This is a genomic window from Kribbella kalugense, from assembly GCF_004365875.1.
In the GTDB taxonomy this organism is placed as follows: Bacteria; Actinomycetota; Actinomycetes; order Propionibacteriales; family Kribbellaceae; genus Kribbella; species Kribbella kalugense.
Genome location: NZ_SODF01000001.1, coordinates 1387551 through 1411889 on the forward strand (window position 1 = coordinate 1387551; position 24339 = coordinate 1411889).

General features: G+C 68.5%; 22 protein-coding genes. 14 read left to right on the forward strand and 8 right to left on the reverse strand.

Annotated elements, in window-relative coordinates; translation table 11 throughout:
• Positions 1 to 21: 21 nt before the first annotated feature.
• Positions 22 to 1077 carry a P1 family peptidase gene (locus EV650_RS06515; RefSeq protein WP_134116334.1) on the reverse strand — a complete coding sequence of 352 codons (1056 nt, stop codon included), beginning with the start codon at positions 1075 to 1077 and terminating at the stop codon, positions 22 to 24.
• Positions 1078 to 1122: 45 nt separating this feature from the next.
• Here EV650_RS06515 and EV650_RS06520 point away from each other — a divergent pair, with 45 nt between their 5' ends.
• The gene (locus EV650_RS06520; RefSeq protein ID WP_134116336.1) at positions 1123 to 1647 is read left to right on the forward strand and encodes a DUF2087 domain-containing protein; all 525 of its coding nucleotides are present in this window, start codon (positions 1123 to 1125) and stop codon (positions 1645 to 1647) included.
• On the opposite strand, the gene EV650_RS06525 is transcribed toward EV650_RS06520, so the two are convergent.
• The gene (locus EV650_RS06525) at positions 1617 to 4331 is read right to left on the reverse strand and encodes a bifunctional acetate--CoA ligase family protein/GNAT family N-acetyltransferase (protein ID WP_134116338.1); all 2715 of its coding nucleotides are present in this window, start codon (positions 4329 to 4331) and stop codon (positions 1617 to 1619) included. The genes EV650_RS06520 and EV650_RS06525 overlap by 31 nt on opposite strands.
• A 35-nt stretch (positions 4332 to 4366) precedes the next feature.
• On the opposite strand from EV650_RS06525, the gene EV650_RS06530 reads away from it, so the two are divergent.
• The 3 genes from EV650_RS06530 to EV650_RS06540 are packed head-to-tail and all read left to right on the forward strand — an operon-like array spanning position 4367 to position 7399.
• On the forward strand, positions 4367 to 5419 hold the full coding sequence (locus EV650_RS06530; RefSeq protein ID WP_134116339.1) for an ArsB/NhaD family transporter: 1053 nt from the start codon (positions 4367 to 4369) through the stop codon (positions 5417 to 5419).
• Between the two features lie 10 nt (positions 5420 to 5429).
• A complete protein-coding gene (locus EV650_RS06535) occupies positions 5430 to 7133 on the forward strand; it encodes an AMP-binding protein (protein WP_134116341.1) in 1704 nt (567 codons plus the stop codon).
• Positions 7134 to 7150: 17 nt separating this feature from the next.
• A complete protein-coding gene (locus tag EV650_RS06540) occupies positions 7151 to 7399 on the forward strand; it encodes a DUF2630 family protein (RefSeq protein WP_134116343.1) in 249 nt (82 codons plus the stop codon).
• Between the two features lie 117 nt (positions 7400 to 7516).
• On the opposite strand, the gene EV650_RS06550 is transcribed toward EV650_RS06540, so the two are convergent.
• The 3 genes from EV650_RS06550 to EV650_RS06560 are packed head-to-tail and all read right to left on the reverse strand — an operon-like array spanning position 7517 to position 9851.
• Positions 7517 to 7939: a CoA-binding protein gene (locus EV650_RS06550; RefSeq protein ID WP_202874414.1), complete on the reverse strand. Its 423-nt coding sequence runs from the start codon at positions 7937 to 7939 to the stop codon at positions 7517 to 7519.
• A gap of 2 nt (positions 7940 to 7941) precedes the next feature.
• Entirely contained in the window at positions 7942 to 8595 is a 654-nt protein-coding gene (locus tag EV650_RS06555) for a response regulator transcription factor (RefSeq protein ID WP_134116347.1), read from the reverse strand.
• Positions 8577 to 9851, reverse strand: coding sequence for a sensor histidine kinase (locus tag EV650_RS06560; RefSeq protein ID WP_134116349.1), 1275 nt, complete (start codon positions 9849 to 9851; stop codon positions 8577 to 8579). Before EV650_RS06560 ends, EV650_RS06555 begins: the two co-directional genes overlap by 19 nt.
• A gap of 108 nt (positions 9852 to 9959) precedes the next feature.
• Here EV650_RS06560 and EV650_RS06565 point away from each other — a divergent pair, with 108 nt between their 5' ends.
• From EV650_RS06565 to EV650_RS06595, 7 genes are all read left to right on the forward strand, one after another.
• Entirely contained in the window at positions 9960 to 10727 is a 768-nt protein-coding gene (locus tag EV650_RS06565) for an ABC transporter ATP-binding protein (protein ID WP_134116351.1), read from the forward strand.
• On the forward strand, positions 10724 to 12664 hold the full coding sequence (locus EV650_RS06570; protein ID WP_238174050.1) for an FtsX-like permease family protein: 1941 nt from the start codon (positions 10724 to 10726) through the stop codon (positions 12662 to 12664). The genes EV650_RS06565 and EV650_RS06570 overlap by 4 nt, the downstream gene beginning before the upstream one ends.
• A 132-nt stretch (positions 12665 to 12796) precedes the next feature.
• The gene (locus EV650_RS06575) at positions 12797 to 15244 is read left to right on the forward strand and encodes a DNA gyrase/topoisomerase IV subunit A (protein ID WP_134116353.1); all 2448 of its coding nucleotides are present in this window, start codon (positions 12797 to 12799) and stop codon (positions 15242 to 15244) included.
• A gap of 4 nt (positions 15245 to 15248) precedes the next feature.
• Positions 15249 to 15956, forward strand: coding sequence for an LppX_LprAFG lipoprotein (locus tag EV650_RS06580; protein ID WP_134116355.1), 708 nt, complete (start codon positions 15249 to 15251; stop codon positions 15954 to 15956).
• A complete protein-coding gene (locus tag EV650_RS06585) occupies positions 15953 to 17629 on the forward strand; it encodes an MFS transporter (RefSeq protein WP_134116357.1) in 1677 nt (558 codons plus the stop codon). The genes EV650_RS06580 and EV650_RS06585 overlap by 4 nt, the downstream gene beginning before the upstream one ends.
• Before the next feature lie 43 nt (positions 17630 to 17672).
• The gene (locus EV650_RS06590) at positions 17673 to 18605 is read left to right on the forward strand and encodes a ferredoxin family protein (protein ID WP_134116359.1); all 933 of its coding nucleotides are present in this window, start codon (positions 17673 to 17675) and stop codon (positions 18603 to 18605) included.
• Positions 18602 to 19099: a beta-class carbonic anhydrase gene (locus EV650_RS06595; protein WP_134116361.1), complete on the forward strand. Its 498-nt coding sequence runs from the start codon at positions 18602 to 18604 to the stop codon at positions 19097 to 19099. The genes EV650_RS06590 and EV650_RS06595 overlap by 4 nt, the downstream gene beginning before the upstream one ends.
• Here the strand turns inward: EV650_RS06595 and EV650_RS06600 are convergent.
• On the reverse strand, positions 19083 to 19988 hold the full coding sequence (locus EV650_RS06600) for a GntR family transcriptional regulator (RefSeq protein ID WP_134116363.1): 906 nt from the start codon (positions 19986 to 19988) through the stop codon (positions 19083 to 19085). The two genes, EV650_RS06595 and EV650_RS06600, sit on opposite strands and share 17 nt — an antisense overlap.
• A 93-nt stretch (positions 19989 to 20081) precedes the next feature.
• Here EV650_RS06600 and EV650_RS06605 point away from each other — a divergent pair, with 93 nt between their 5' ends.
• Positions 20082 to 20681 (forward strand): GNAT family N-acetyltransferase, encoded by a 600-nt coding sequence (locus EV650_RS06605; protein WP_134116365.1) that lies wholly within the window; start codon positions 20082 to 20084, stop codon positions 20679 to 20681.
• Positions 20678 to 21529: an alpha/beta fold hydrolase gene (locus tag EV650_RS06610; protein WP_134116367.1), complete on the forward strand. Its 852-nt coding sequence runs from the start codon at positions 20678 to 20680 to the stop codon at positions 21527 to 21529. Before EV650_RS06605 ends, EV650_RS06610 begins: the two co-directional genes overlap by 4 nt.
• Here EV650_RS06610 and EV650_RS06615 read toward each other — a convergent pair whose 3' ends face one another.
• Positions 21530 to 22429, reverse strand: a complete 900-nt coding sequence (locus EV650_RS06615; protein ID WP_134116368.1) for a hypothetical protein — start codon at positions 22427 to 22429, stop codon at positions 21530 to 21532.
• Entirely contained in the window at positions 22426 to 22920 is a 495-nt protein-coding gene (locus EV650_RS06620; RefSeq protein ID WP_134116370.1) for a SigE family RNA polymerase sigma factor, read from the reverse strand. Before EV650_RS06620 ends, EV650_RS06615 begins: the two co-directional genes overlap by 4 nt.
• 75 nt (positions 22921 to 22995) lie before the next feature.
• Between EV650_RS06620 and EV650_RS06625 the strand changes: the two genes are divergently transcribed.
• Positions 22996 to 24318, forward strand: coding sequence for a pyroglutamyl-peptidase I (locus EV650_RS06625; protein WP_134116372.1), 1323 nt, complete (start codon positions 22996 to 22998; stop codon positions 24316 to 24318).
• Positions 24319 to 24339 lie beyond the last annotated feature (21 nt).

Sequence of the window (24339 nt, forward strand, 5' to 3'; positions counted from 1 at the left end):
GCGTACGACTCCAGTCGTACGTCAGGCCTCAGCGAACGCCGACGGATAGGCGTCCCGGTAGCTCGGAATCGTGCCGCCCGGCGTCTCCACGGACTCGGCGTTCAGCATCGCGTGCACGATCGCCCGCGACAGCGTCCGCGCACCCGCCGCGTACGCCGTCTCCAACTGCCCGAGCGCCAGCGGATCCGTGACACTCAGCCGCTGCCGATCGTCCTCGGCCACCCGGGTGGACAGCGCGAAGATGCTGTCGCCATCGACCAGCGTGTGAATCGGATCGATCGCCCGCGCGAGCCCGTCGTGCGCAACCATCGCCATCCGCTGCGTCGCCGCCTTGTCGAGCGGTACGTCGGTCGCCACCACCGCGATCACCGTGTTCATCGACGGCCCCGGGATCAGGTTGCGACCAGGCGCCGCCGGTGGCGGGGGCTCAACCGGCGTTCGCAGATGGCCGAACTCGTCACCGAGACCAAGGCGAGCGCCGTACAAGTTGCCGTCGGCGTCGACCGTCGAGCCGGCCGCGTTCACGATCACCAGCGCGCCGACCGTCGTACCGTCGTCAAGCCGCACGCTGGCCGAGCCGACGCCGCCCTTCAACGAGCGCGCCCGCGCACCGGCCCCGGCTCCATGGTTGCCCAGGGCAACTGGTCCGGAGGTGGCGGCGGCGATCGCGTCCGCTCCCCAGGACGGCTCCGGCCGCGCCTTGAAGTCGCCGCCGCGGGCGAGGTCGAAGATCACCGCGGTCGGCACGATCGGTACGACGTCGTACTCGCCCTGCCCGACGCGCACACCTTCGCCGCGCTCCTCGAGCCAGCGCATCACGCCGCCGGCCGTGTCGAGACCGAACGCGCTCCCGCCGGTCAGCACGATCGCGTTCACGCCGCCGTTCGAGTTGACCGGCGACAGCAGGTCCGTCTCGCGAGTGCCGGGTGCACCGCCGCGGACGTCGACACCGGCGACGGCGGTGAGTGGCACGTGGATGACCGTCGTACCGGTGAGGTACGGCGCGTCGACGCGCTCCACCTGGCCGACAAGGACTCCGGGGACATCGGTGATCGCATTGTGCAGACCAGGTTGCATGCTGCGGATCATAATCCGGTTGCGGCGAGCGTTAGCGTGAAATGTATGAACGCCGATCAGCTCTGTGGTCTGCTGGCCGAACCGTCGAGGTTGCGCACGTACTCCGCGATCGTCCTCGGCGCCTCCACTCCCGAGCAGGTTGCCGGCAGCACCGGACTCGCCGCACCGGTCGTGGTCAAGGCGCTGCAACGGCTGACCAAGGGCGGGCTGATCGAGGCCAGCCGGGACGGGTTCACCGCCGACGAGGCCGCGTTCAAGGACGCCGTACGACAGAGCCGTCCCGAGCGGGTGCCGCTCGATCCGGATCCGGCCCGCGACAACGTGCTGAAGTCGTTCATCCGCGACGGGCGGCTGACGCATTTCCCGACGTTCCCGGAGAAGCTCCAGATCGTGCTCGAGTACCTGGCGCAGAGCTTCGAGGTGGGCCGGAGCTACCCGGAGTCCGAGGTCAACGAGATCCTCAACCGCTGGCACCCGGACCACGCCGCGCTCCGCCGCAACCTGGTCGATGCACTTCTACTCGACCGTGAGAACAGCATCTACGTGAGGCGGCGTGCCGGGGTGTCCTGACGAGGCTTCTCGTTTGGCGCGATCCGGACCCTAGTGTCGAGGATGGTCGCCCCCTGGGCCGCGACCAGCACCGAACGGAGATCGAGGCGGACGACCTCCTCGAGGTCGAGGGTCAGCCGGGACACCCGATGCAGCAGGTCCTCGATCGCCGGGATGTCGACCGGGTCTGAGCCGCGGTACCCGTACAGCAAGGGAGCCGCCTTCACCTCACGGACCATCTCGGCCGCGTCCCGCGTGGTCAACGGCGGCATCCGGTACGACCGGTCCCCCAGCAGATCTGTCGCGACCCCGGACAAGCCGAACGTGACCACCGGTCCGAACGACACGTCCTCGATCGTCGAGATCACCACCGGCACTCCCGGTGGCGCCATCTTCTGTACGACGAACTGCGCCCGCGCCGGATCGGACGCGACCCCGAACATCTGGGTCATCTCCGCCCAGGCCGCCCGCATGTCGCCCTCGTCGTGGATGTGCCGCCAGATGTCGGCCAGGTCCGGCCGCATCCGCCACTGCTCCGCGGTCGCCTTCAGGATCACCTCGAAACCAAGGTCCGCGGCCCGGTCGACCGCCTCGTCCGCGCTCAGCACCGGGAACGCCGGCAGCACCGAAATCCCGTAGAAGCTCAGCAGCCGCTGCCGATCCGCCTCGTCCAGGTACGCGCCCTGCGGGTGCCGCTGCAGGAACTCCGAGACGAAGTCCTCTGCCCCGGCGGTGTCCACCTCCGGGAGGTCCGGGATCCGGCTGTCCGACCTGCGCCGCCACTCGGCGTACTGCGTCGCCTTCGCCAGCGCACCGACGGCGTACTGCGGATTGAGGAACGACGGGATCGAACCGCGGGCAGCGCCACCGTCCTCGTCCGGCACTCGCAGCTCTTCAGGGACGCTGCGGGAGGCGAGGAACGTCGACACGACCGGCTTGTCCGAACCCGCGGCCGCCGCGGCCAGCACCTGAGCGACCTCCGCGCCGTTCGACAGCACCGGCGGCGTGTAGATGACCACGACGGAGTGAACGCGGTCGTCGGCGAATACCTCGGACAAGGCCACTCCGAAGTCCGAGGCGGTCGCGTCCGCGCTCAGGTTCTGCGGCTCACCTGCCACCTCCAGGCCGACGCCCGCCATCGAGTCCAGTGCGAGCAGCGTCAAGGCGTCGGAGTTCGAGACGATCGCGACTCGGCGCCCCTTCGGCAGCGGCTGGTGTGCGAGCAACTGAGCGACATCGAAAAGTTCGCCAGTCGTGTCTACCCCGATCAGGCCGCTCTGCCGGAACATCGACTCGACGGTGGCCGGTGGCAACTTGCTGCGCCGGATCAGCTGACCGACCGGGACGCCCTGCGTCGAGCGCCCGGACTTGAGCGCGATCACCGGCTTCCGACCTGCCAAGCGGCGCGAGACCCGGCTGAACTTGCGCGGGTTGCCGAGCGACTCCAGGTACAGCAGGACGACCTCGGTCGCCTCGTCGGAGTACCAGTACTGCATCAGGTCGTTGCCCGACACATCGGCCCGGTTGCCGGCCGAGACGAAGGTCGACAGCCCAAGGCCACGCGCGGCCATGTCAGCCAGGATCGGCACCCCGAGCGCGCCCGACTGGCAGAAGAACGCCACCCTTCCCCGGCTCGGCATCAGCGGCGACAAGGTGGCGTTCAGCGACACCCCGGGCGCAGTGTTGAGAACGCCAAGCGCGTTCGGCCCGATCACCCGCATGCCGTACGACCGCGCGAGTCCGACCAGGTACCGCTGCCGCTTCCGGCCTTCGTCCCCGATCTCCGCGAACCCGCTGGACACCACGACCAGCCCGCGCACGCCCTTCGCCGCGCAGTCCAGGACCACGTCCGCGACCATCTCCGCCTTCACCGCGACCACGGCCAGGTCGACGGTGTCGGCGACGTCCCGGATCGTCGGGTACGCCGGGATGCCCTCGATCTCGTTGGCCTTCGTGTCGGTGTTCACGGCGTACAACCGGCCCGGGAAGCCGCCGTCGCGGACGTTGCGCAGCAGTGCGTTGCCGATCGTGCCCTCGCGCCGGCTCGCACCGATGACGGCAACCGACGACGGGGTCAGCAGGCGCGCGATCGACAGTGCCTCGGACCGTTGCTCGCGAGCCTGCATCACGCCGAACGAGGTGTCCGTCGGCGCGATGTCGAACTCGACCACGATCACGCCGTCCTCGAACTCCCGGGCGACCTTGTAGCCGGCCTCGGTGAAGACCGTGATCATCTTCCGGTTGTCCGGCAGCACCTCGGCGACGAACCGGTGGATGCCGTTCTCCCGGGCCGCCTGGGCCAGGTGCTCCAGGAACAGCTGGCCGAGCCCGCGGCCCTGGTGTGCGTCCTCGATCAGGAACGCCACCTCCGCGGTGTGCCGCCCGGTCCGCTCGTACCGCCCGACGCCGATCATCTCGTCACCGACGGTGACGATCAGCGCGAGCCGGTCGTGGTAGTCGACCTGAGTGAACCTCGCCACGTCTCGATCGGACAGTTCCGGGTACGGGGCGAAGAAGCGGTAGTACTTCGACTGCTCGGACACCCGCGCGTAGAACGCCACCAGCAGCTCGGCGTCGGCGGGCGTGATCGGGCGGAGATGCGCGGTCGCGCCGTCCCGGAGGACGACGTCGGCCTCGTACTCCTCCGGATAGCCGTCGGGGAGCTCGTGGTCATACTGGAGCTCGTTGTCGGCGGGCCCGGTCATGGCGCCAGCGTACTCAAAGAGTCACCTCGGAGGTCGTGAATTTGGTCGCGCGGATCGCACCGGTGCTGGTGTTCCTGATTGCCGTGACCGTCATCGCCGAGCTGGCCGACCAGGCCAAGGTGTTCGATGTCGCGGCCCGGGAAGCCGCGCACCTCGCCCGCGGCCGGGTCTGGCGGCTGTGGCTGCTGGTCGTGGTTCTCGCCACAGGCTTGACGATTGTGCTGTCACTGGACACCTGCGCGGTGCTGCTGACCCCGGTGGTGCTGTCGATGGCACGCCAGCTGGACATCCCGCCGAAGCTGTTCGCGTTCACCACGGTCTGGCTGGCCGGTACGGCGTCGTTGCTGTTACCGGTGTCCAATCTCACGAACCTGTTGGCCCAGCATCCGTTCCGCCAGTTGGACGCCAACTTCATCGCCGTGAGTTGGCGGCCGGCGATCGCGTCCATCCTGATCACGGTCGCAGTACTCGCTGTGCTCTTCCACCGCGATCTGCCGCGCAAATACGTCGTACCGGCGACACCTGATGTGGAGGACAAGGTCCTGTTCTGGGGCTGTGCTGTGGTCTGTCTGCTGCTCGGGCCGGCGTTTGTGTCGGGTGTCGAGGTCGCGTACCCGGCCAGTGTCGGAGCGATCGTGCTGGTCGTCCTGTTCGCGATCCGTCGGCGCAGCGTGCTGCGGTGGACGCTGATCCCGTTCAAGCTGGTCATCACGGTCGTGGTGCTGTTCACGGTCGTCGGTTTCCTCAGCAACCACGGTCTGGAGGACCTGCTCCGCCGGATCGCCGGTACGACCTCGGAGCTGCGGTTGAGCGCAACGGCTTCAGTCGGGGCGAATCTCTTCGACAACCTCCCGGCGTACCTCGCCATGGAGCCGGTCGCCTCGAACAGCCCACACCGGATGATGGCGCTCCTCATCGGCGTCAACTGCGGCTGCCTACTCACACTCTGGGGCTCACTGGCCACCCTGCTCTGGCGAGCCCGGTGCGACGCCGCCCGAGTCGAGATCTCCTGGTGGTCGTTCCTGTGGCGCGGCCTGATTCTCACGCCACTCGTGGTCACGGGGTCAGTTCTCGTACTCAATGGGTAATGTGCGGGACATGGCCACGGAGCAGAGCACTTCGGACGTCACGCGGGAGTTTCGGGCGGCGCGGGATTTTCTGGTCGCGCATCGGGAGGACTACGAGACGGCGTACCGGGACTTCAGTTGGCCGGCGTTCGAGCGGTTCAACTGGGCGCATGACTGGTTCGACGCGCTCGCGGTCGAGCAGCCCGAGATGGCCGCGCTGACGATCGTCGAGGAGGACGGCGAGGTCACCTCCCGGACGTACGCCGAGATGGCCGAGCAGTCTCGCAAGGTCGCCGGCTGGCTCACCGCGGCCGGGCTGAAACCAGGCGACCGCGTGCTGATCGTGCTCGGCAACCAGGTCGAGCTGTGGGAGACGATGCTCGGCTGCATCCGGGCCGGCGCGGTGATGATCCCCGCGACCACTCTGCTCACCGACGCCGATCTGGCCGACCGGATTACCCGCGGCAACGTCCGGGCCGTGGTCACCAGCGGCGCCGACGCCGGCCGGTACGCCGGGATCGCGGATGACTGCATCCGGGTCGCCGTCGGCTCACCGGCCGACGGTTGGCTCCACTACGACGACGCGGCCTCGTACGACGGCGCCGTACCCGAGGTAGAGACCGCCGCGGACGACTCGCTGCTGCTGTACTTCACGTCCGGTACGACGAGTCAGCCGAAGCTGGTCGAGCACACTCAGGTCAGCTACCCGCTCGGCCATCTGTCGACGATGTACTGGATCGGCCTGCAGCCCGGCGACGTACACCTCAACGTGTCCTCACCCGGCTGGGCGAAGCACTCGTGGAGCAACCTGTTCGCGCCGTGGAACGCCGGTGCGACCGTCTTTCTCTACAACTACACGCGCTTCAACGCCGAGCGGATGCTCCAGGTCCTGCAGGAGTACGGCGTGACCACCTTCTGCGCACCGCCGACGGTGTGGCGGATGCTGATCCAAGCCGACCTGTCCGCGGTCGACGTACGGATCCGTGAGTGCATCTCGGCCGGCGAACCGCTGAACCCCGAGGTGATCGAGCAGGTCCGCAACGCCTGGGGCATCACCATCCGGGACGGATACGGCCAGACCGAGACGACCGCGCAGATCGGCAACCCGCCCGGTCAGCCGGTGAAGCTCGGCTCGATGGGCCGGCCGCTGCCCGGGTACAGCATCGCGCTGATCGACCCGTCGACCGACGAGATCGGCGACGACGGCGAGATCTGCATCGAGCTGGCGCCCGCACCGGTCCCGCTGATGCGCGGCTACCGCGACGCCGACGAGCTGACCGCCGAGGTGATGCGCAACGGGTACTACCACACCGGTGACGTCGCCAGCCGGGACGCGGACGGCTACATCACGTACGTCGGACGCTCGGACGACGTGTTCAAGGCCAGCGACTACCGGATCTCGCCGTTCGAGCTCGAGTCGGTGCTGATCGAGCACCCGGCCGTCGCCGAAGCAGCCGTCGTACCGTCGCCGGACCCGGTGAGGCTCGCCGTACCCAAGGCGTACGTCGTCCTCGCGGCCGGTCACGAGCCGTCACGGGAGCTGGCCGGGGAGATCCTGGCGTTCTGTCGGGAGCACCTGGCGCCGTACAAACGGATCCGGCGGCTCGAGTTCGCCGAGCTGCCTAAGACGATCTCCGGGAAGATCCGGCGGGTGGAGCTGCGCGCCGACGAGGCGGAGAAGGTGCAGAACGGGTCGGACGGCGGGCACACCTACGACGAGGCCGACTTCAAGTAGCGGCGTACATTTTGCTCATGACCGACGACAAGAGCATCATCAGCCGGATCGACGAGCTGGTCGCAGAGGAGAAGGACCTTCGGGCCAAGCACGCCGCCGGGCAGATCAACGACGCCGACGAGCACGCCCGGCTGAAGGCCGTCGAGGTCGAGCTGGACCAGTGCTGGGACCTGCTCCGCCAGCGGCGTGCGCGGCGCGAGTTCGGCGAGAACCCCGACGAGGCCCAGCCCCGCTCGGCCGACACCGTCGAGGGCTACCTCAACTAGAAGCCTCTGAGCTTCTCCGGGGTGATCCGGATCAGGACCGAGTACGACGCGTGGAACTGGTCCGGAGTCATCCCGATGTCTTCGGTGTACTTCGCGTCGTACGCCGCTGGCTGCTGATCAGGATCTGGTCACACTTTCAGAGGCCGGTCCGAGGCGTCCCCACTCGATCGCCGGGCAATGGTTCATCACCATGGTGAGACCCGCGGCCGTCGTCCGTGTATAGGCGTCCTGATCCACTACACCGAGCTGGAACCACACCGCCTTCGCGTTGATTCCCACCGCCTGGTCCGCGATGTCGCCGGCCAGCTGCGAGCGGACGAACACGTCCACGCAGTCCACCGGGAACGGGATCTCCGCGAGCGTCGCGTATCCCTTCTCACCGTGCACCGTCGATGCGGACGGATGCACCGGCACGATCCGCTTCCCGTGACTCTGCAGGAACCGAGCCACGCCGTACGCCGCCCGGCTCGTGTTGTTCGACAGCCCGACGACCGCCCAGGTCTCGCAGTCCGCCAGGATCTTCCGGATCGTCTCGTCCATCTTCAGCCCCTCAGATAAGTCAGCACCGCGGATACACGCCGGTCCAACCCATCTTCCAACCGCAGTTTGGCGAAAATGTTTCCCACGTGCTTGCGTACGGCGGCCTCGCTCACGACCAACTGCTCCGCGATCGACGCGTTCACCCGACCCTCCGCCATCAGCGCGAGCACCTCCAGCTCGCGCGGAGTGAGTGCGGCCAACGGCCCGTCGTTCCGCCGCCGCGCCAGCAGCTGCCGGACCACCTCGGGATCCACGACCATGCCACCACCCGCGACCCGGTCCAGCGACTCGAGGAACTCCGTCACATGCCCGACCCGGTCCTTCAGCAGGTACCCGATCCCGCCGCTCGTTGTCTCCAGCAACGACGAGAGATAGGCATCCGCGACGTACTGCGAGAGCACCAGGATCCCGATGACCGGCAGCTCCGCCCGGATCACCGCCGCGGCCCGCAGACCCTCGTCACTGTGCCCGGGCGGCATCCGCACGTCAGTGATGACCACGTCCGGCGGATCTTTGCGTACGACGGCCAGCAGGGTGTCCGCGTCCCCGACACTGTCCCGTACGTCGTGCCCGGCGCGATCCAGGATGCTGGCCAGACCCTCCCGCAACAGCAGCGAGTCTTCGGCCAGCACGATGCTCAGTCGCCGAGTCGGCACGGGCACTCCATCCTCAGTCGGGTCGGCCCTCCAGGTGGGCTGTCGACGTCGAGTGTGCCGCCCAACGCGTCCAACCGCGTCACCAACCCGGTCAGTCCGGTCCCCGCGCCGAGTCGCGCGCCACCGATGCCGTCGTCCTGCACCGTGATGACGAGCCGGTCGCGGTCGACCCAGCCGGACACCTCGCAGTTCGCGGCCTGGGCGTGCTTCGCGACGTTCGCCAGCGCCTCGCTCACCACGAAGTACGCCGCGGCCTCGATCGGCGGCGGAAGACGCATCGGGATCGACAGCTGCAACGTCACCGGGAGCGGCATCCGGTCGGCCACCTCCCGTACGGCGGCCTCCAGCCCGTGATCGACCAGCACCCGCGGATGGATCCCACGCACCGCGGCCCGCAGGTCGGCCAGCGCAGCCTCGGCCTCGGCGTGCGCCTTCACGACCAACCGCCGCCCGTCACCCTCAGGCAGGTCCAGCTCGGCCAGCCCGAGCGTCATGGTCAGCCCGACCAGCCGCTGCTGTACGCCGTCGTGGAGGTGCCGTTCGATCCGCACCCGCTCGGTCTCGAACGCGTCGACCAGGTCGAGCCGTGAACGACGCAGCTCGGCCAGGTTCCGCTGCAGCTCCTGTTCGCGCGGCCCCAGCATCGCCTTCGCCAGCGATGCCTGTGCTCCCGCGATGACGCCGAGCAGGTACGAGCTGACGACGTAGAACGGCGGCGTGAACAGGACCAAGAACAGCAGTCCTTCCCAGAACGTGTCCAGCGTCCACGGTCCCATGCCCATCTCGTCGCCGTCGGCGATAATCGGCGCGGCGAGGGAGACGCCCAGGACGGTCGCGCTGATTCCCGCGAACAACGCGCTGAGCGGCCAGAGCAGCACACCGAGGACGAAGCTGTACCCGAGAGCCCGCATCGACGCCTGCTCGCGCCGGCGGAACGTCCGCCGCTGGCGGAGCGAAAGCGTGCGCGGCAGCTTCGCGTGTGGACTGCTGATGCCGTCCAGCAGCATCAGCCCGGCACGCCACCGCTCGACCCGACCGATCGCCGCACCGACCAGCGGGAACGCGGTCAGCAACAGAATCCCGATCAGAATCGGGCTGAGCACCGCACCCAGGGCCGCCAGCCCGATCAGGACCCCGATCGCCAGCCCGCCCATCGGCACCGACGTGAAGAGATACCCGTAGCTACGCCACGGCCACGACGAGATCAGGTAGCGCGGCGACGCCAGCGCTGCCCACACCGTCTTCGGACTCTCCACTCCACAACCCTAGGGCCCCTACAACCCGCAGGTCGGTAGCGTGCGCGCTACCGCTGGTCTCCCCCACAGGCCAGGGTGCACATCGCCGTACGACGGTTCGCTGGAACCATGACCGCTACTGCGCCTTCGTATCCGACCGTCGCCCCCATCGAGCCGCCGGCGCTGCTGCTGGACGGCATCACCAAGACGTACCGTTCCAAGGCCGGAGCGGTCGACGCGCTGCGTGGGGTGACCTACCAGTTCGCCCGCGGCTCGTTTACTGCCGTCATGGGACCGTCCGGCTCCGGCAAGTCGACGCTGCTGCAGTGCGCGGCCGGGCTCGACCAGCCGACCAACGGCACCGTCGTACTCAACGGTGCGCCTCTCGGCGGGCTGAGCGAGGTAGAGCTCACCAAGCTGCGCCGGGCGGAGATGGGGTTCGTGTTCCAGGCCTACAACCTGCTGCCGTCCCTGACCGTGTACGACAACGTCGCACTGCCGCTCCGGCTGACCGGGCGGCGTCCGTCCCGGTCCGACGTACATCGGGTGCTGGAGCAGGTCGGGCTGGAAGGTAAGGCGAAGCGGCGGCCTGCGGAGCTGTCTGGCGGTCAGCAGCAGCGGGTCGCGATCGCGCGGGCGCTGATCACGAAGCCGTCGGTGTTCTTCGCCGACGAGCCGACCGGTGCGCTGGACAGCGGCACCAGCCGGCAGATCCTCGGGCTGTTGCGTGAGGCAACCGACCGCGCCGGGCAGACCGTCGTGATGGTCACCCACGACCCGGTCGCGGCGGCGTACGCCGAACGCGTGCTGTTCCTGTCCGACGGGCTGCTCGCCGGCCACCTCGATCGCGCCACCCCGGCGCAGATCGCGGCGTCGATGAGTGACCTGGAGCGATGATGTTCTACCTCAGCCGGCAGACAGTCAGCCGCCACCGGTCGCTGTACGCCGGTTCCTTCGTGGCACTCGCAGTCGGAGTGTTCCTGCTCGGTCTGGCCGCAACCGCGACAGCCGCGACCATCGCTTACAAAGGCCCGGCCAGCTCGATCATCAGCGTGATGACACTCGGCGGCGACGGCGCTGAGCCACGCCGGATGAACGTGCCCATGTCCGGCGAGGACGTCTCCGGTCTGCAGGTCGTCCTGAGCATGGTCGGGACGATCAGCGGGTTCATCACGATCTTCGTCATCGCGAGCACGTTCGCCTTCGCGGTCGCCTCCCGTCGGCGTGAGCTCGGCCTGCTCCGACTGGTTGGCGCAACCCCGCGACGGGTACGCCGAATGGTGCTCGGCGAAGCCCTCGTCGTCGCAGTCGCCGCCTCCCTCACCGGTGCGGTCCTGGCCCAACTAGCAACCCCGCTCCTGCTCCGCAAGGCGTCGTACTCCGAACTGGCGCCGGTGAAACTCGAACCCGCCGCGCCGTGGATCCCGCTCGCCATCGCGGTCGCCGCCGGACTGCTGGTCGCGATGCTCGGCGCGCGGTCCGCCGCCCGCCGAGCTGGACGGGTCGGCCCGATCGACGCACTGCGGGAGTCCGCGCTGGAGGGGTCGCGGATCGGGCCGGTGCGGATCATCTTCGGGCTGCTGTTCATGGCGGGCGCGATCACGATGCTCACGCTGATCCGGCCCGCGACCGGCGACGGCGCCGTACCGCTGGCGATGTTCGCACCGATGGTGATGGTGATCGGGCTGACGCTGCTCGCGCCGCTCATCGTGCCTTTGGTCGGTCGGCTCTGGGCGCTGCCGCTGGTGGCGTGGACGCGGGTGTCCGGGCGGCTGGCTCGCAGCAACGTGGTCGCCGCGCCTCGGCGTACGGCGTCGTTGGCGGCGCCGATCCTGGCGATCTCGGCGATCGCGGGCTCGATCGTGCTGAGCCTCAGCATTGCCGCCGATACGGCCGGCGCCCAGATCCGCGACGCCGTCAAGGCACCGATCGTGGTCACCGGCGGCGCCGACGTCTCGCGCTTCCCGGGTGTCGAGACGGTTGACGCGGGGCTGCCGCTGCAACTGGTCCGGATCGATCGGGACGACGCTCAACTGGAGGACGCGGAGGGCATCGACCCGGTGATGGCGACCCGGACCCGTGATCTCGTCGCGCTGTCCGGCGATCTCCGTGGGCTGACCGGCAATACCGTTGCCGTCAGCAAGGAGATGTCCGGGTTCGAGAACTATCGAGTCGGCGACGAGGTGCCAGTGACGTTCCTCGACCGGACCTCGGTGAAGCTCCGGGTCGTCGCGATCGTGAAGGACGCGTTCGGCGTGAACCCGTCGCTGCTGCTGCCGCTCGACCTGGTCCGCGCACACGCACCGAAGGCGGTTCCCGATCGGCAGTTCGTCGTACCGGCTGCGAACGTCGACCCGGCGCCGTTGGTGACGCGGTTGCCGAACGCTCAGTTGGCGACTCGGTGGGAGGCCGACCAGGCGGACGGCGTACGCAAGGGGAATCAGCTCGGTCTGATCCTGCTGCTCGGGCCGGCTGGGTTCTACAGCGCGATCGCAATCGCCAACACGCTGCTGATGGGCAGTCTGCAGCGTCGGCGCGAGTTCGTCACGTCACGGCTGTTGGGTGCGACGCCGGCGCAGATTCGGCGGATGGTGTTGTGGGAGTCCTCGCTGGTCGGTGCGGTCGCGCTGAGCCTCGGTACCGCGATCACGATCACCGTCGGTGTGCTGATCCGGCACGCGATGACGGCCGGGCTGATCGACGTACCGCTGACCGTTCCGTGGGGTGTGCTGCTGGGGATCGCCGGACTTTGTCTGATCCTGGCGATAGGGTCCGCTCTGGCCCCGACCGCGTACATCCTGCGCCGGTCCGAACCGTCGGCAGCGGTGGACTAGACCGCTCCGCAGGCTCAGATCGGCCCAACGGTGGGTCGTGGCCAGGTAATCCGCCGTTCACCAGGGACAATGGGCACGGCGCCGGACCGTCGCGGCGCCGTACCGGTTTGATCGAGGAGTTCGTAGACCCGCATGGCACGCCGTACCAGCACCGCCGAACCCGAGGACTTCGAGGAGCGCATCCTCGACGTCGACGTCTCCGACGAGATGCGTACCAGCTACCTGGAGTACGCCTACTCGGTGATCTACGCCCGGGCGCTGCCCGACGCACGGGACGGGCTGAAACCGGTCCAGCGGCGGATCCTGTTCTCGATGGCGGAGAACAACATCCGCCCCGACCGCGCCCACGTGAAGTCGGCCCGCGTCGTCGGTGAAGTCATGGGTAAGTACCACCCGCACGGCGACGGCGCGATCTACGACGCCCTGGTCCGGACCGCGCAGCCGTGGTCGATGCGGGTCCCACTGATCGACGGCCACGGAAACTTCGGCTCGCTGGACGACGGCCCGGCCGCGATGCGGTACACGGAATGCCGGATGGCGCCGTCCGCGATCGCGATGACCAGCGGCCTGGACGAGAACGTCGTCGAGTTCAAGCCGAACTACGACGGTCAGGAGAACGAGCCGCAGGTCCTGCCGGCGGCCTTCCCGAACCTGCTGGTCAACGGCGCCACCGGCATCGCGGTCGGGATGGCCACGAACATGGCCCCGCACAACCTGGTCGAGGTGATCCAGGCGCTGCGGCACCTGATCAAGACGCCGACCGCCGACCTGGACGACCTGATGCGGTTCGTGCCCGGACCCGACCTGCCGACCGGCGGCAAGATCGTCGGCCTGGAAGGCATCAAGGACGCGTACGCGACCGGCCGCGGCAGCTTCAAGATGCGCGCGACCGCCCGGATCGAGAACGTCACCCCGCGCCGCAAGGGCATCGTGGTCACCGAGCTGCCGTACGCCGTCGGCCCGGAGAAGGTGATCGAGAAGATCAAGACCCTGGTCCAGTCGAAGAAGCTGCAGGGCATCGCCGACGTCAAGGACCTGACCGACCGCACGCACGGCACCCAGCTGGTGATCGAGGTCAAGAACGGCTTCGTCCCCGAGGCCCTGCTCGAGCAGCTGTACAAGCTGACCCCGCTCGAGGACGCGTTCCACGTCAACAACGTCTGCCTGGTCGAGGGCCAGCCGCGCACCCTCGGCCTGAAGGAACTCCTCGAGGTCTACCTCGGCCACCGGTACGACGTGACCCGGCGGCGCACCGAGTTCCGCCGGAAGAAGGCCCAGGACCGGCTGCACATTGTCGACGGACTGCTGATCGCGATCCTCGACATCGACGAGGTCATCCAGATCATCCGGTCCAGTGACGACGCGGCCGCGGCGCGAGCCCGGTTGATCGAGATCTACGACCTCAGCGAGATCCAGACCAACTACATCCTGGACATGCCGCTGCGCCGGCTGACCAAGTTCTCCAAGCTCGAGCTGGACACCGAGAAGGGCGAGCTGGAGCGCGAGATCGAGGCACTGACCGCGATCATCGAGGACCCGAAGCTGCTGCAGAAGACGGTCTCCGACGAGCTCGCCGAGGTCGCCAAGACCTACGGCACGCCGCGACGGACCGTGCTGCTGGAGTCGTCCGGCGCGACCAAGACGGCCGCCGTACCGCTCGAGGTCAGCGACGACCCGTGCTGGATCCTGATGAGCTCGACCGGTCTGCTCGCGCGGACGAATGGAGTCGAACCGTTCGGGGCCAGTGACTCTCGGGCGAAGCATGACGCGATCGTGTCCGCGGTGAAGAGCACAGCGCGTGGACAGTACGGCGTGATTACCAGCGCCGGCCGGTTGATCCGGCTCGAGTCGCTCGACCTGCCCGCCGTACCGACGACCGCGAACGCGCCCAACCTGCAGGGCGGCGCGCCGATCGCGGAGTTCGTGTCGCTCGACCCGGGTGAGCGTGCGCTCGCGCTGAGCACGATGGACCCGGAGTCGATCGGTGTTGCTCTGGGTACGACGAGTGGCGTGGTGAAGCGAGTCGTGCCGGATCACCTGAGCAACCGGGACTCGTGGGAGATCATCGGGCTCAAGGACGGCGACGAGGTCGTCGGCGCGGTCGAGCTGACGACCGGCGAAGAGGAGCTGTGCTTCATCACGTCGGACGCGCAACTGCTGCACTTTGCGGCGTCTGCGGTGCGGCCGCAGGGACGGACAGCCGGCGGTATGGCCGGGGTCCGGCTGGCCGCGAAGGCGAAGGTGGTCTTCTTCGGTGCCGTCGACGCCGGCCGCGAGGCGCAGGTCGTGACGATTGCTGGCTCCTCGTCCGCGCTGCCGGGCACGGAGGTCGGCGCAGTGAAGGTGACGCCGTTCAGCGAGTACCCGGGCAAGGGCCGCGGGACCGGTGGCGTGCGTTGCCAGCGGTTGCTGAAGGGTGAGGACGGGCTGCTGCTCGGGTATATCGGCGCGGCGCCGGTGAAGGCCAGTGCGAGCAGCGGTGCACCGGTGGATCTGCCGCCGATCGACCCGCGCCGGGACGGTTCCGGCGTACCGGTCGCGCAGCCGATCGCTGCGTGCGCTTCCGATCTGGCAGGCTGAGCCCGTGAAGAGACTGCTCGCGCTCGGCGCGGTCGTAGTACTTGCGCTGGCCGGATGCAGCAGCAAGAAGGACTCCGGCGGGGGTGCTGCGCAGTCCGGCGGCGACGCGGTCTCGCTGCTGACCGACGTCAAGAAGACGATCGACGACGCCGCTAGCGTGCACATCGTGCTGACCGGTCGCGATCTGCCGGACAGCGCGCAGACGCTCGCCAGTGGTGACGGCGTTGCGACGCACGCGCCGGCCTTCAAGGGCAAGCTGACGGTGCGGTCCGGTGGTTCGCCGATCGACGCCGAGGTGGTGGCGATCGGCAGCAAGGTCTACGCGAAGCTCTCGTACATCCCGAGCTACATCGAGCTCCCGCCGTCCCAGTTGGCCGCTCTCGGTGCGCCCGACCCGTCGGTTCTGCTTGACCCGGCGAAGGGCCTGACCGCGGTCTTGCCGACGCTGAAGGATCCCAAGATCACCGGCGACACCCGTCAGGGCGCGAAGGTGCTGACTGAGGTCACCGGGTCGGTCCAAGGCAAGTCGCTGCAGGGGATCTTCCCGAAGGCGCCCGCGGACAAGGACTTCCCGAGCACGTTCAAGATCGACAAGGACGCCAAGCAGCTCATCTCGGCGACGATCACCGGGCCGTTCTACGCCGGCGCGACCAGCAGCTACGACGTCACCCTGGACAAGTACGGCGAGAAGGTCGAGATCACCAAGCCGTGACCTCGTCAGTCGGCAATCCGAGGACCCGGCTGACCCTGGCCTCGATCGCCGTCGCTTTCGCGGCGGCGGACACGTACGTCGTTGTGCTCGCCTTGCCGAACATGATGGCCGGGGTCGGGCTGTCCGCGGACGAGTTGCAGCGGGCGGCGCCGATCATCTCCGGGTTCCTGCTCGGGTACATCGCCGTACTGCCGCTGATCGGACGGATCGCGGACGTCGTCGGGCGGACGCCGGTGCTGGTCGGTGCGCTGCTGCTCTTCGCGGTCGGGTCGCTGATCACGGCCGGCGCGTACGACCTTCCGCTGGTGGTAACCGGTCGGTTTCTCCAAGGGGTCGGCGGTGGCGGGCTGGTCCCGGCGACACTCGCGCTGGTCGCCGACCTGTGGCCGGCCGAGCGTCGCGGACTGCCGCTTGGCGTGGTCGGCGCGGTGCAGGAACTCGGATCGGTCCTCGGTCCGCTGCTCGGTGCCGCCGTACTCGCGGTTGCCGACTGGCGGTACATCTTCTGGCTCAACCTGACCGTCGCCGTCGTCCTCGCACTCCTCCTCCGCGGACGCCGATGGCCACCGATCTCAGGTCTGGTCGGTGTCCTCGCCTGTGTTGCTCTAGGCCTCACGTTGACCGCGCCCGAACGGCTCGCATCCGGCGTCACGCTCGGCCTGCCCTTCGTACCCTTCACCGGGTCGTCACGGCTGCTCACACCGATCGGCGTCGTCACGCTGGTACTCGGTTTGCTGTGGCTAGGCCTCGTCTTGTGGCGGCAGCGCGGTCGACTGAGCGGCGTACTGTCGCAGGTCGACCTGGTCGGCGCCCTGCTGCTCGCGCTCGCTCTGGCCGGGGTCGTACTGGCTTTTGCGACTGCCGACCCCGAACGTGAGCTGATGTCGCCGGCCGGTCCGTGGCTGCTGGTCGCGGCTGCTGTCTTCGCGGTGGCGTTCGCGCTGTGGCAGCGTCGTACGGCGGCCGCCATCGTGCCGCGTGGTCTGCTGGGTGCGCGACCGGCCTGGGGGTCCTTGCTGGTCAGTTTCCTGATCGGATGCGCTTTGATCGCCGCGCTGGTCGACGTACCGGTCTTTGCACGCACCACCCAAGGCGGTGGGCAACTGGAGGCCGCGCTGGTGCTGGTGCGCTTCCTCATCGCGCTGCCGGTTGGTGCAGTTGCCGGTGGCTGGCTCACACGACGCTACGGGCTCGGACTGATCGCGGGCGGCGGGCTGGGGTTGTCCGGCGCGATGTTCGTGGTGATGGCGTTCTGGAGTCGTACGGCGCTCGATCACTGGCCGGCGACCGTCGTACTGCTGGTGTGCGGCTTCGGCTTCGGCCTGGCGTTGTCACCACTCAACACGGCAATGCTTGGCGCGACACCAGCCGGTAGCCACGGTCTGGTGAGTGCGCTGGTCGTGGTCGCCCGGATGGTCGGGATGCTCGTCGGCGTCTCGGCCCTGACCGCGATCGGCCTCCGCCGGTACTACGCCATTGCCGACGGCATCAAATCGCCGAACGAGCTGTGCCCGTCCTCCCCCGGAACCTGCCGCCCGTTCCTCGACGCGCTCCGCGACGCGGCCATTTCACAAGTTCACGCAATCTTCGCCGGCGCCGCCGTCTGCGCCTTCCTGGCCGCCGTACTCGCCGTCCTGCTGCTCGGCCGACGTGGCGTTGTGCACACATCATGATCAACATGAGGGACAGCCGTCTCACCTCGCGTACCGTGATGGTGTGACCCCTGCGCCCGACGCCACCGGCCGGTGTTCGACGTTCTGTCGAGTACTGCGTGAACCGCTGGCGGGGACTGCTGTCGTGGCGGCCGGATGGGTCGTTGTCGAGCAGCCAGGTCCGTGGGGCGCGAAGGCGCCCACTCAGAGTCACCTGAACCCTGACTTCGGCGGGTCGTTCGACGACAAGTGCAAGAAAGTGGACGTGCGCTTCGGGCTGATCCGCTCCCCTGGGCGGCACGCCGACGCGGTTGAGCGGTCGCACCAGGTGTTCGTCGCCTCGACCGGGCCGGGCAGGTCCTGGTTGCTCGGCGGCGGGATCGCTGATCCATCCGAGCTGGACGACCTCGACCTCGCTGCGGTCGCGCGTGGTGACCGCGCTGCTGTCATGGCGTCCCTCCCCACGCTCCAGCCGGTGGACGAGCCGGTCGTGCTCGTCTGCACGAACGGCAAGCGCGACGGCTGTTGCGCGATCCTCGGGCGGCCGCTGGTGTCAGCGCTGGCCGAGCGGGCACCGGGCCGGGTGTGGGAGGCCAACCATCTCGGCGGACATCGCTTCGCGCCGACCGCGACGTACCTGCCGGCCGGCACGATGCACGGGCACCTCACCGTCGAGACGGCGGTCGAGGCGCTGGCCGCGGCCGACCGGGGCGAGACGGTCCTGACCGGGCTGCGTGGGCGGTCGACCTGGACCAAGCGCGGTCAGGCCGCGGAGGTCGCCGTACGCGAACTCACAGGCGAGCTTTCCCTCGATGCGTTGCGAGTCGTGGCCGAAGGTCCCGAGACTGTCACTGTCCAGCATGTCGATGGCCGGTCGTGGATCGTGCCCGTCACCAGTGCGCCCGCTGATCCTCCCCGTCCGGACTCGTGTGGAAAGGAACCGTTCGCGATGTCGATCCTGCAAGCCGGAATTCCAGTGTCAGGTGGTGTCCGATGAGCGGCGGATTCGACGATCTGCTCGCGGCCAACGCGGAGTACGCCGCCGACTTCCACTACGGCGGGTTCGATGGGATCGCCCATGCCGGCATCGGTGTGGTCACCTGCATGGACTCGCGGATCCCGCCGCTGGAGATGCTCGGCCTGAAGCCGGGTGACGCGAAGGTACTGCGCTCGGCCGGTGGCCGGGTCACCGAGATCACGCTGACCGGGCTGGTGCTCGGCGTCCAGCTGCTCGGCGTACGGCGGATCATGATCATTCCGCACACCCGCTGCGCGATGGCCGCGATGTCCGAGGACGACCTGCGCGCCAAGGTCGAGCAGGCCGCGGGCAAACCGGCCGGCTACCTGCCGATCTCGGTCATCCCCGACCAGGTCGAAGCGCTCCGTCGCGACGTCGCCGCAGTCCGCGAGCACCCGCTGATCGGCGACGACATCCTGGTCGGCGGCTTCATGTACGACGTCGACAACGGCCGCCTCACCGAGATCGACTGACCAGCACCTCGAACCCGTCGAGGTGACGGGCGAGGCTGTACTCGAACAGAGCGCGCAGGTCGGACGCAGCGTCCTCGGGGACGGCCGCGAGCAGCGGGAACCTGCCGGTGGCGAGCAACTCTTCGGCGCGGCGGCGGGTGTCGAGTCGCCAGCGGTCGAGGGTCACGCCGGTCTCCTGCTCGGCCTCGATCTCGTCCGCCATCGCGCGGGCCGCGGTGATGACGAGGCCGTGGAGGGTCAGGGCCTCGCGGATGCAGACCTCCGTCGGGAGCCCGAGTCCGTCGATGGCTCGCATGGTCCATTCGGTTTGGGCGGTTAGGTTCGGCACCAGGAGCGGGCGGGTGAACGAGACCGCCGCAGGGAGCCATAGGTGGCGGCGGCACAGCTCCCACTGCAGCCAGGCGATCAGCTCGAGCTTGGCTCGCCAGCCGTCGGGGCCTGGTTCGGGGAGCTCGTACTCGCCGAAGACGGCGTCAACCATCTCTGTCACCAGTTCGTCCTTGCCGGCCACGTGGCGGTAGAGCGACATCGCGCCCACGCCTAGCTCGACTGCGACGCGCCGCATCGAGACGGCCTCGATCCCCTCGCCGTCCGCCACCGAAACCGCCGCCCGCAAGACATGGTCATGGCTCAACACCACCCGCGGCTCCACCGCCCGCCTGGGGGTCCGCCGGCCTCTGGGTAGTGCGACGACTGTGCCGGCGCCGACCTTCGTCTCGACCAGGCCGGCGTCGCGAAGGCTCGCCATCACCTTGGTCGCGGTGGCGATCGCGATCCCCCAGCGGCGCGCGATCTCGCGTACCGACGGCACGCGTTCTCCAGGTCGCAGTTCCCCGGTCAGGATCCGGGTCCGCAACTCCGCAACCACTCGCTGATACGGCGCTTCCATGACCGGAAGTGTACTAGTTCATTCGACCTTGGCCTGGCACACTTCCTCCCGTACTGGCGGGCGTTTGAAGATGTAGCTGAATACGGTGTACGCATGATCCACCGCGCCACTCCCGCCGACCACGACACGGTGGTCGCCATCCTCGCCAGAGCCTTCACCGACGACCCGATCGTCAGCTGGCTCTTCCCAGACCCGACAACTCGGGCTCACCTCCAGACCGAGCTCTACTACGCCCCGCTCCTCACCCACCCATCCGTCGAGACCGACCTCGTTGCCGAAGCCGGCGCTGCCATCTGGCTACGTCTCGCCACCGGCCAACCGCCGTACGGCGATGGGCCCACCTCACCGCCGTACCGCAACGAGCCGGCCGAGCTGCCCGCTGCCGCGCACCGCCTGCAAGCGCTCGGCGAGGCCCTCGCCCAGCGGCACCCACACGACCAGCCGTACCTGTATCTCCCATGCATGGGTGTCGCCGCAGCACACCGCGGCGCCGGAATCGGCTCGACCATGCTGCGCGACCGCCTCCGGTACGCCGACTCACTCGCCATCGGCACCTACCTGGAGGCGAGCTCACCCCGCAGCCGCGCCCTCTACCTCCGCCACGGCTTCCGAGACCAGGGCTCACCGGTGCAAGTCGCCGACAGCCCAACGCTCTGGCCGATGTGGCGACCCACGACAGGAGACAAACGATGACAAAGCGACCGATCTTCGTATTCGTCCACGGCACCCACTCGTCCGGCGCCTCGTGGCTCGACCTCGTCAACGAACTCACCCTGCGCGGGCACCGCGCCGTCGCCGTCGACCTGCCCGGCCACGGCGCTAGGGGCTTCTTCCCGCACGCCTACCAGGCTCCCCAGGACGTCCGCGGACTCGCCACCGAGCCGTCGCCGCTCGCTGACCTCACCCTCGACGACTACGTCGACCACGTGATCCGCGTCGTACGCCGTGCGCACCAGCTCGGACCGGTGATCCTTGTCGGCGCTAGCCAGGGCGGTGTGACGGTCAGCCGTGTCGGCAACGCAGTACCCGAGCTACTCGAGCGCGTCGTCTACACGTCGGCGTACTGCTGCGTCGACCTGCCGAGCATGGCGGAGTACTTCGCTACACCGGAGAACAGCGAGAGTCTCGTCGATCAGGTCACCAAAGCACTCGCCGGCGACCCGGCGACCCTCGGCGTCGCCCGCGTGAACTGGCGGACAGCCGACCTGGACCTGATCGCCGGCATCAAGCAATGCCTGGCCGACGACTTCACCGACGAGGCGATGCACAACCTGCTGAACCACTTCCAGCCGGACGAGCCCATCGCCATCCCCGCCTCCGACGCTCGCGGCCATGCTGACACGTGGGGCCGCATCCCCCGCACGTACATCCGCTTCACGGAGGACCGCCTCATTCCACCCGCACTTCAAGACCGCTTCATCGCCGAGGCCGACCGCCTGACTCCCGACAACCCCACCGACGTCCACAACGTCCCGGCGCCCCACGCCGGCCCCATGTCCCGCCCCGAGCTCGTCCAAATCTTCGAAACCCTCGGCGCGTGATCAGCTGCTGATCTTGAACTTCGGTGACGTGACCAGCTCGGCCAGTTGGTGGGTGGTGAAGACCGGTTGTGTGAGTGGCGATCGGGCCGGGTTGTCGGTCTTCTTGGCCTGCGCGAGGTACACGACGGTGCCGTCGCCGTACCGGTAGGCGGCCCACTGGTCGTAGCTGCCACGCCCGCTGTCGGTGACCACTCCGACCTTCTTACCGCCGACGTTCATGATGGTGCAGCTACCGGTCCCACCCCAGAACTGCTTCGCCAGCTTGCACAGGTCCGTCGCCGGCTTCCCGTCGGGTGTGGTCGACTCCACCAGCAACTGGCCGACCCGGTCGTCCTTCTGCACCGGGATGATGGCCTGGTACTCCCAATAGTCCTGCTCACCGTCATTGGACGCGTACTGGCTCTGCGGCCATCTCATCGCGCGACCGTCCGGGTACTTCAGATCCGGCGTACTGGACCCGGGCGGCACTGACGAGCTCAGGTCGTTCATCAGCGTCACGGCCCGAACGGCGCGAGGACCCGCGGTCGCTGTGCGATCCACCTGGCCCTCCGGCCACGGGTCACCAGACTTACGCGTGGTCGGCGTCGTCGTCGGGGGCACGGTGGAGACCGGCTTCGAAACTGAGGGCGTTGCCCCCGACGGCGTAGCCACTGGCTGCGTCGTGCCGCCGCCGTTCGCCACCAGCTGGTCGGCCGGCCCACCGGTGAAGTTCGCGACCAGTGCGGGACCGGCCCCGACGCCAACCGTCAGCGTGACGACGGCGACCCCGCCCCACGCCACCCTGCGCCGCTTGCGCACCCGGCGGGCCTGCTCGAGAGCGCGCGCGGGATCCATCGACGCCGGTGGACTGCTGCGCACTATGACGTCGTGGAATGCCTCGTTGAGATCCTCTTCGTTCATCGAACCTTCTCCTCTTCCAGCAGACCCCGTAGCGTCGCCAGCCCGCGCGCGGCCTGACTCTTGACATTTCCGGTCGAGCAGTCGAGCAGCGCGGCGGTCTGCTCGACGGACTGGTCCTCCCAGTACCGCAGTACCAGCACGGCGCGTTGCCTCGGCGGCACCTGCACGAGCGCCTCCAGCAACACCAGCCGATCGTCGGCGAGGTCAGGCGACCGCGCCGGCGGGTCGGTCTCCGGGGACCCGACCGACTCGTGCCGGAACCACCCCCGGCGCCGCTCGGACAGGAACGTACGGACGAGCGTCTGCCTGGTGTAGTTGTCCATCGCCTCGTGCCGGTGGATCCGGCGCCACGCCAGGTAGATCTTCGTGAACGTCTGCTGTACCAGGTCTTCCGCGCGATGCCAGTCGCCACAGAGCAGGTATGCCGTGCCGCGCATGGCGTCGGAACGTGCCGCGAAATAGGCCTCGAACGCGGCGTCCCGATCACTCATGTGTTCTCCCATCCTCGATACCGGGTTAGACACGCCTACGAGACCGAAGTTGGTTGCATCTGATAGACACCAGGGATGAGACTCCGCCCCAGCTCATTCCATCGTTCCCTGCTCGTCGGCGCCCTGGCGCTGACTGCCGTCCTGTCCGGCGCTCCGGTAGCCCAGGCATTGCCCGACGCTGCACCAGCGCTTCGCGGCGGTCCGGTAACCGGGTGCCTCGATCATTCGATCGTCGGCACCGTCGAGGAACAGCGGCTCAACAGAGGCGTGGCCGACGGACCGTCGGTTCCGGCCGAGATCCTCCGGCGGTCCGGCTTCGACCGGCAGGTGGAGCTGTTCGCCCAGCTCCTGTGCCGGGTCCCCAACCGCCAGGCCGCAGCAGCCCTCGTACAGACGCAGGGCGAGACCCTCTGGCGTACGGCGACGTACCGGGCACAGCATCCCGTGCACGGTACCGACGCACTGCCCGCGACCGACGACCGCGGTCTGTACTGGGCGCGGATCTCGATGGCGCTGGCGTTGCGCCAGTGGCAACCACGCTTCGGCCTCGGTACGACGGAACGCGCCGGGCTGATCCGGTCGTTCGAGTACGCGTCCCGGGGTATCACGAGCACACGCTTCACACCCGGCGTCCGCAAGATCCTCGTCACCGGCTTCGACCCGTTCACCCTCGACGCGGACATTCGCATCGGCAACCCGTCCGGGGCGAACGCGCTCACGCTCGACGGTCAGCGCTGGACGGTGAACGGCAAGACGTACGAGATCCAGACCGTGGTCTTCCCGGTCCGGTACACCGACTTCGACGAGAACATGGTCGAGAACGCGCTCGCACCGCATTACCGGCCGGGACCCCAGCACGCGGACCTCGTGATGACCTCCAGTCAGGGCCGCGTCGGCATCTTCGACCTCGAGGTCTTCAACGGCCGGCGTCGTTCGGTCAGCTCGATCGGCGACAACAACAACCTCTGGGGCGGCGGCACGATCAACGCCCCGGTCGTCTCCCCCAGCATGCCGGCCGGCCCCGAGTTCATCACCTCAAGCCTCCCGCTGGCCCGCATGTCACACGCCGACGTCGCCCCGTTCAGGACCCGTGTCAACACGTCAGTCCTGGAGATCCCAGCCGGCCAGACCGAACCAGTCCGCCAGGCCGATGGCCCGACCCCCGGCTCGATCGCCTCGGAAGGCACCGGCGGCGGCTACCTCTCCAACGAGGTTGCCTACCGCAACACCCTCCAACGCGACCTCCTCGACCCCTCCATGCCCGCCGGCCACCTCCACGTCCCCGTCCTCACCTTCGACCCAACCAACAAGACCAACCTCACCGACCCAACCTACGAAGCCAACCGCCAAGCCATAGTCAACGGCGCCCACGCAGTCCTCCGCGCAGCACTCGGCTAGGACAGAAAACTGATCACAGTC

Excerpts from the sequence above, each read along its gene's own strand:
- EV650_RS06515 (WP_134116334.1), bottom strand. The coding sequence starts at position 1,077 with ATGCAACCTGGTCTGCACAATGCGATCACCGATGTCCCCGGAGTCCTT.
- EV650_RS06520 (WP_134116336.1), top strand. The coding sequence starts at position 1,123 with ATGAACGCCGATCAGCTCTGTGGTCTGCTGGCCGAACCGTCGAGGTTG.
- EV650_RS06525 (WP_134116338.1), bottom strand. The coding sequence starts at position 4,331 with ATGACCGGGCCCGCCGACAACGAGCTCCAGTATGACCACGAGCTCCCC.
- EV650_RS06535 (WP_134116341.1), top strand. The coding sequence starts at position 5,430 with ATGGCCACGGAGCAGAGCACTTCGGACGTCACGCGGGAGTTTCGGGCG.
- EV650_RS06540 (WP_134116343.1), top strand. The coding sequence starts at position 7,151 with ATGACCGACGACAAGAGCATCATCAGCCGGATCGACGAGCTGGTCGCA.
- EV650_RS06550 (WP_202874414.1), bottom strand. The coding sequence starts at position 7,939 with ATGGACGAGACGATCCGGAAGATCCTGGCGGACTGCGAGACCTGGGCG.
- EV650_RS06565 (WP_134116351.1), top strand. The coding sequence starts at position 9,960 with ATGACCGCTACTGCGCCTTCGTATCCGACCGTCGCCCCCATCGAGCCG.
- EV650_RS06570 (WP_238174050.1), top strand. The coding sequence starts at position 10,724 with ATGATGTTCTACCTCAGCCGGCAGACAGTCAGCCGCCACCGGTCGCTG.
- EV650_RS06575 (WP_134116353.1), top strand. The coding sequence starts at position 12,797 with ATGGCACGCCGTACCAGCACCGCCGAACCCGAGGACTTCGAGGAGCGC.
- EV650_RS06595 (WP_134116361.1), top strand. The coding sequence starts at position 18,602 with ATGAGCGGCGGATTCGACGATCTGCTCGCGGCCAACGCGGAGTACGCC.
- EV650_RS06600 (WP_134116363.1), bottom strand. The coding sequence starts at position 19,988 with ATGGAAGCGCCGTATCAGCGAGTGGTTGCGGAGTTGCGGACCCGGATC.
- EV650_RS06605 (WP_134116365.1), top strand. The coding sequence starts at position 20,082 with ATGATCCACCGCGCCACTCCCGCCGACCACGACACGGTGGTCGCCATC.
- EV650_RS06610 (WP_134116367.1), top strand. The coding sequence starts at position 20,678 with ATGACAAAGCGACCGATCTTCGTATTCGTCCACGGCACCCACTCGTCC.
- EV650_RS06615 (WP_134116368.1), bottom strand. The coding sequence starts at position 22,429 with ATGAACGAAGAGGATCTCAACGAGGCATTCCACGACGTCATAGTGCGC.
- EV650_RS06620 (WP_134116370.1), bottom strand. The coding sequence starts at position 22,920 with ATGAGTGATCGGGACGCCGCGTTCGAGGCCTATTTCGCGGCACGTTCC.
- EV650_RS06625 (WP_134116372.1), top strand. The coding sequence starts at position 22,996 with ATGAGACTCCGCCCCAGCTCATTCCATCGTTCCCTGCTCGTCGGCGCC.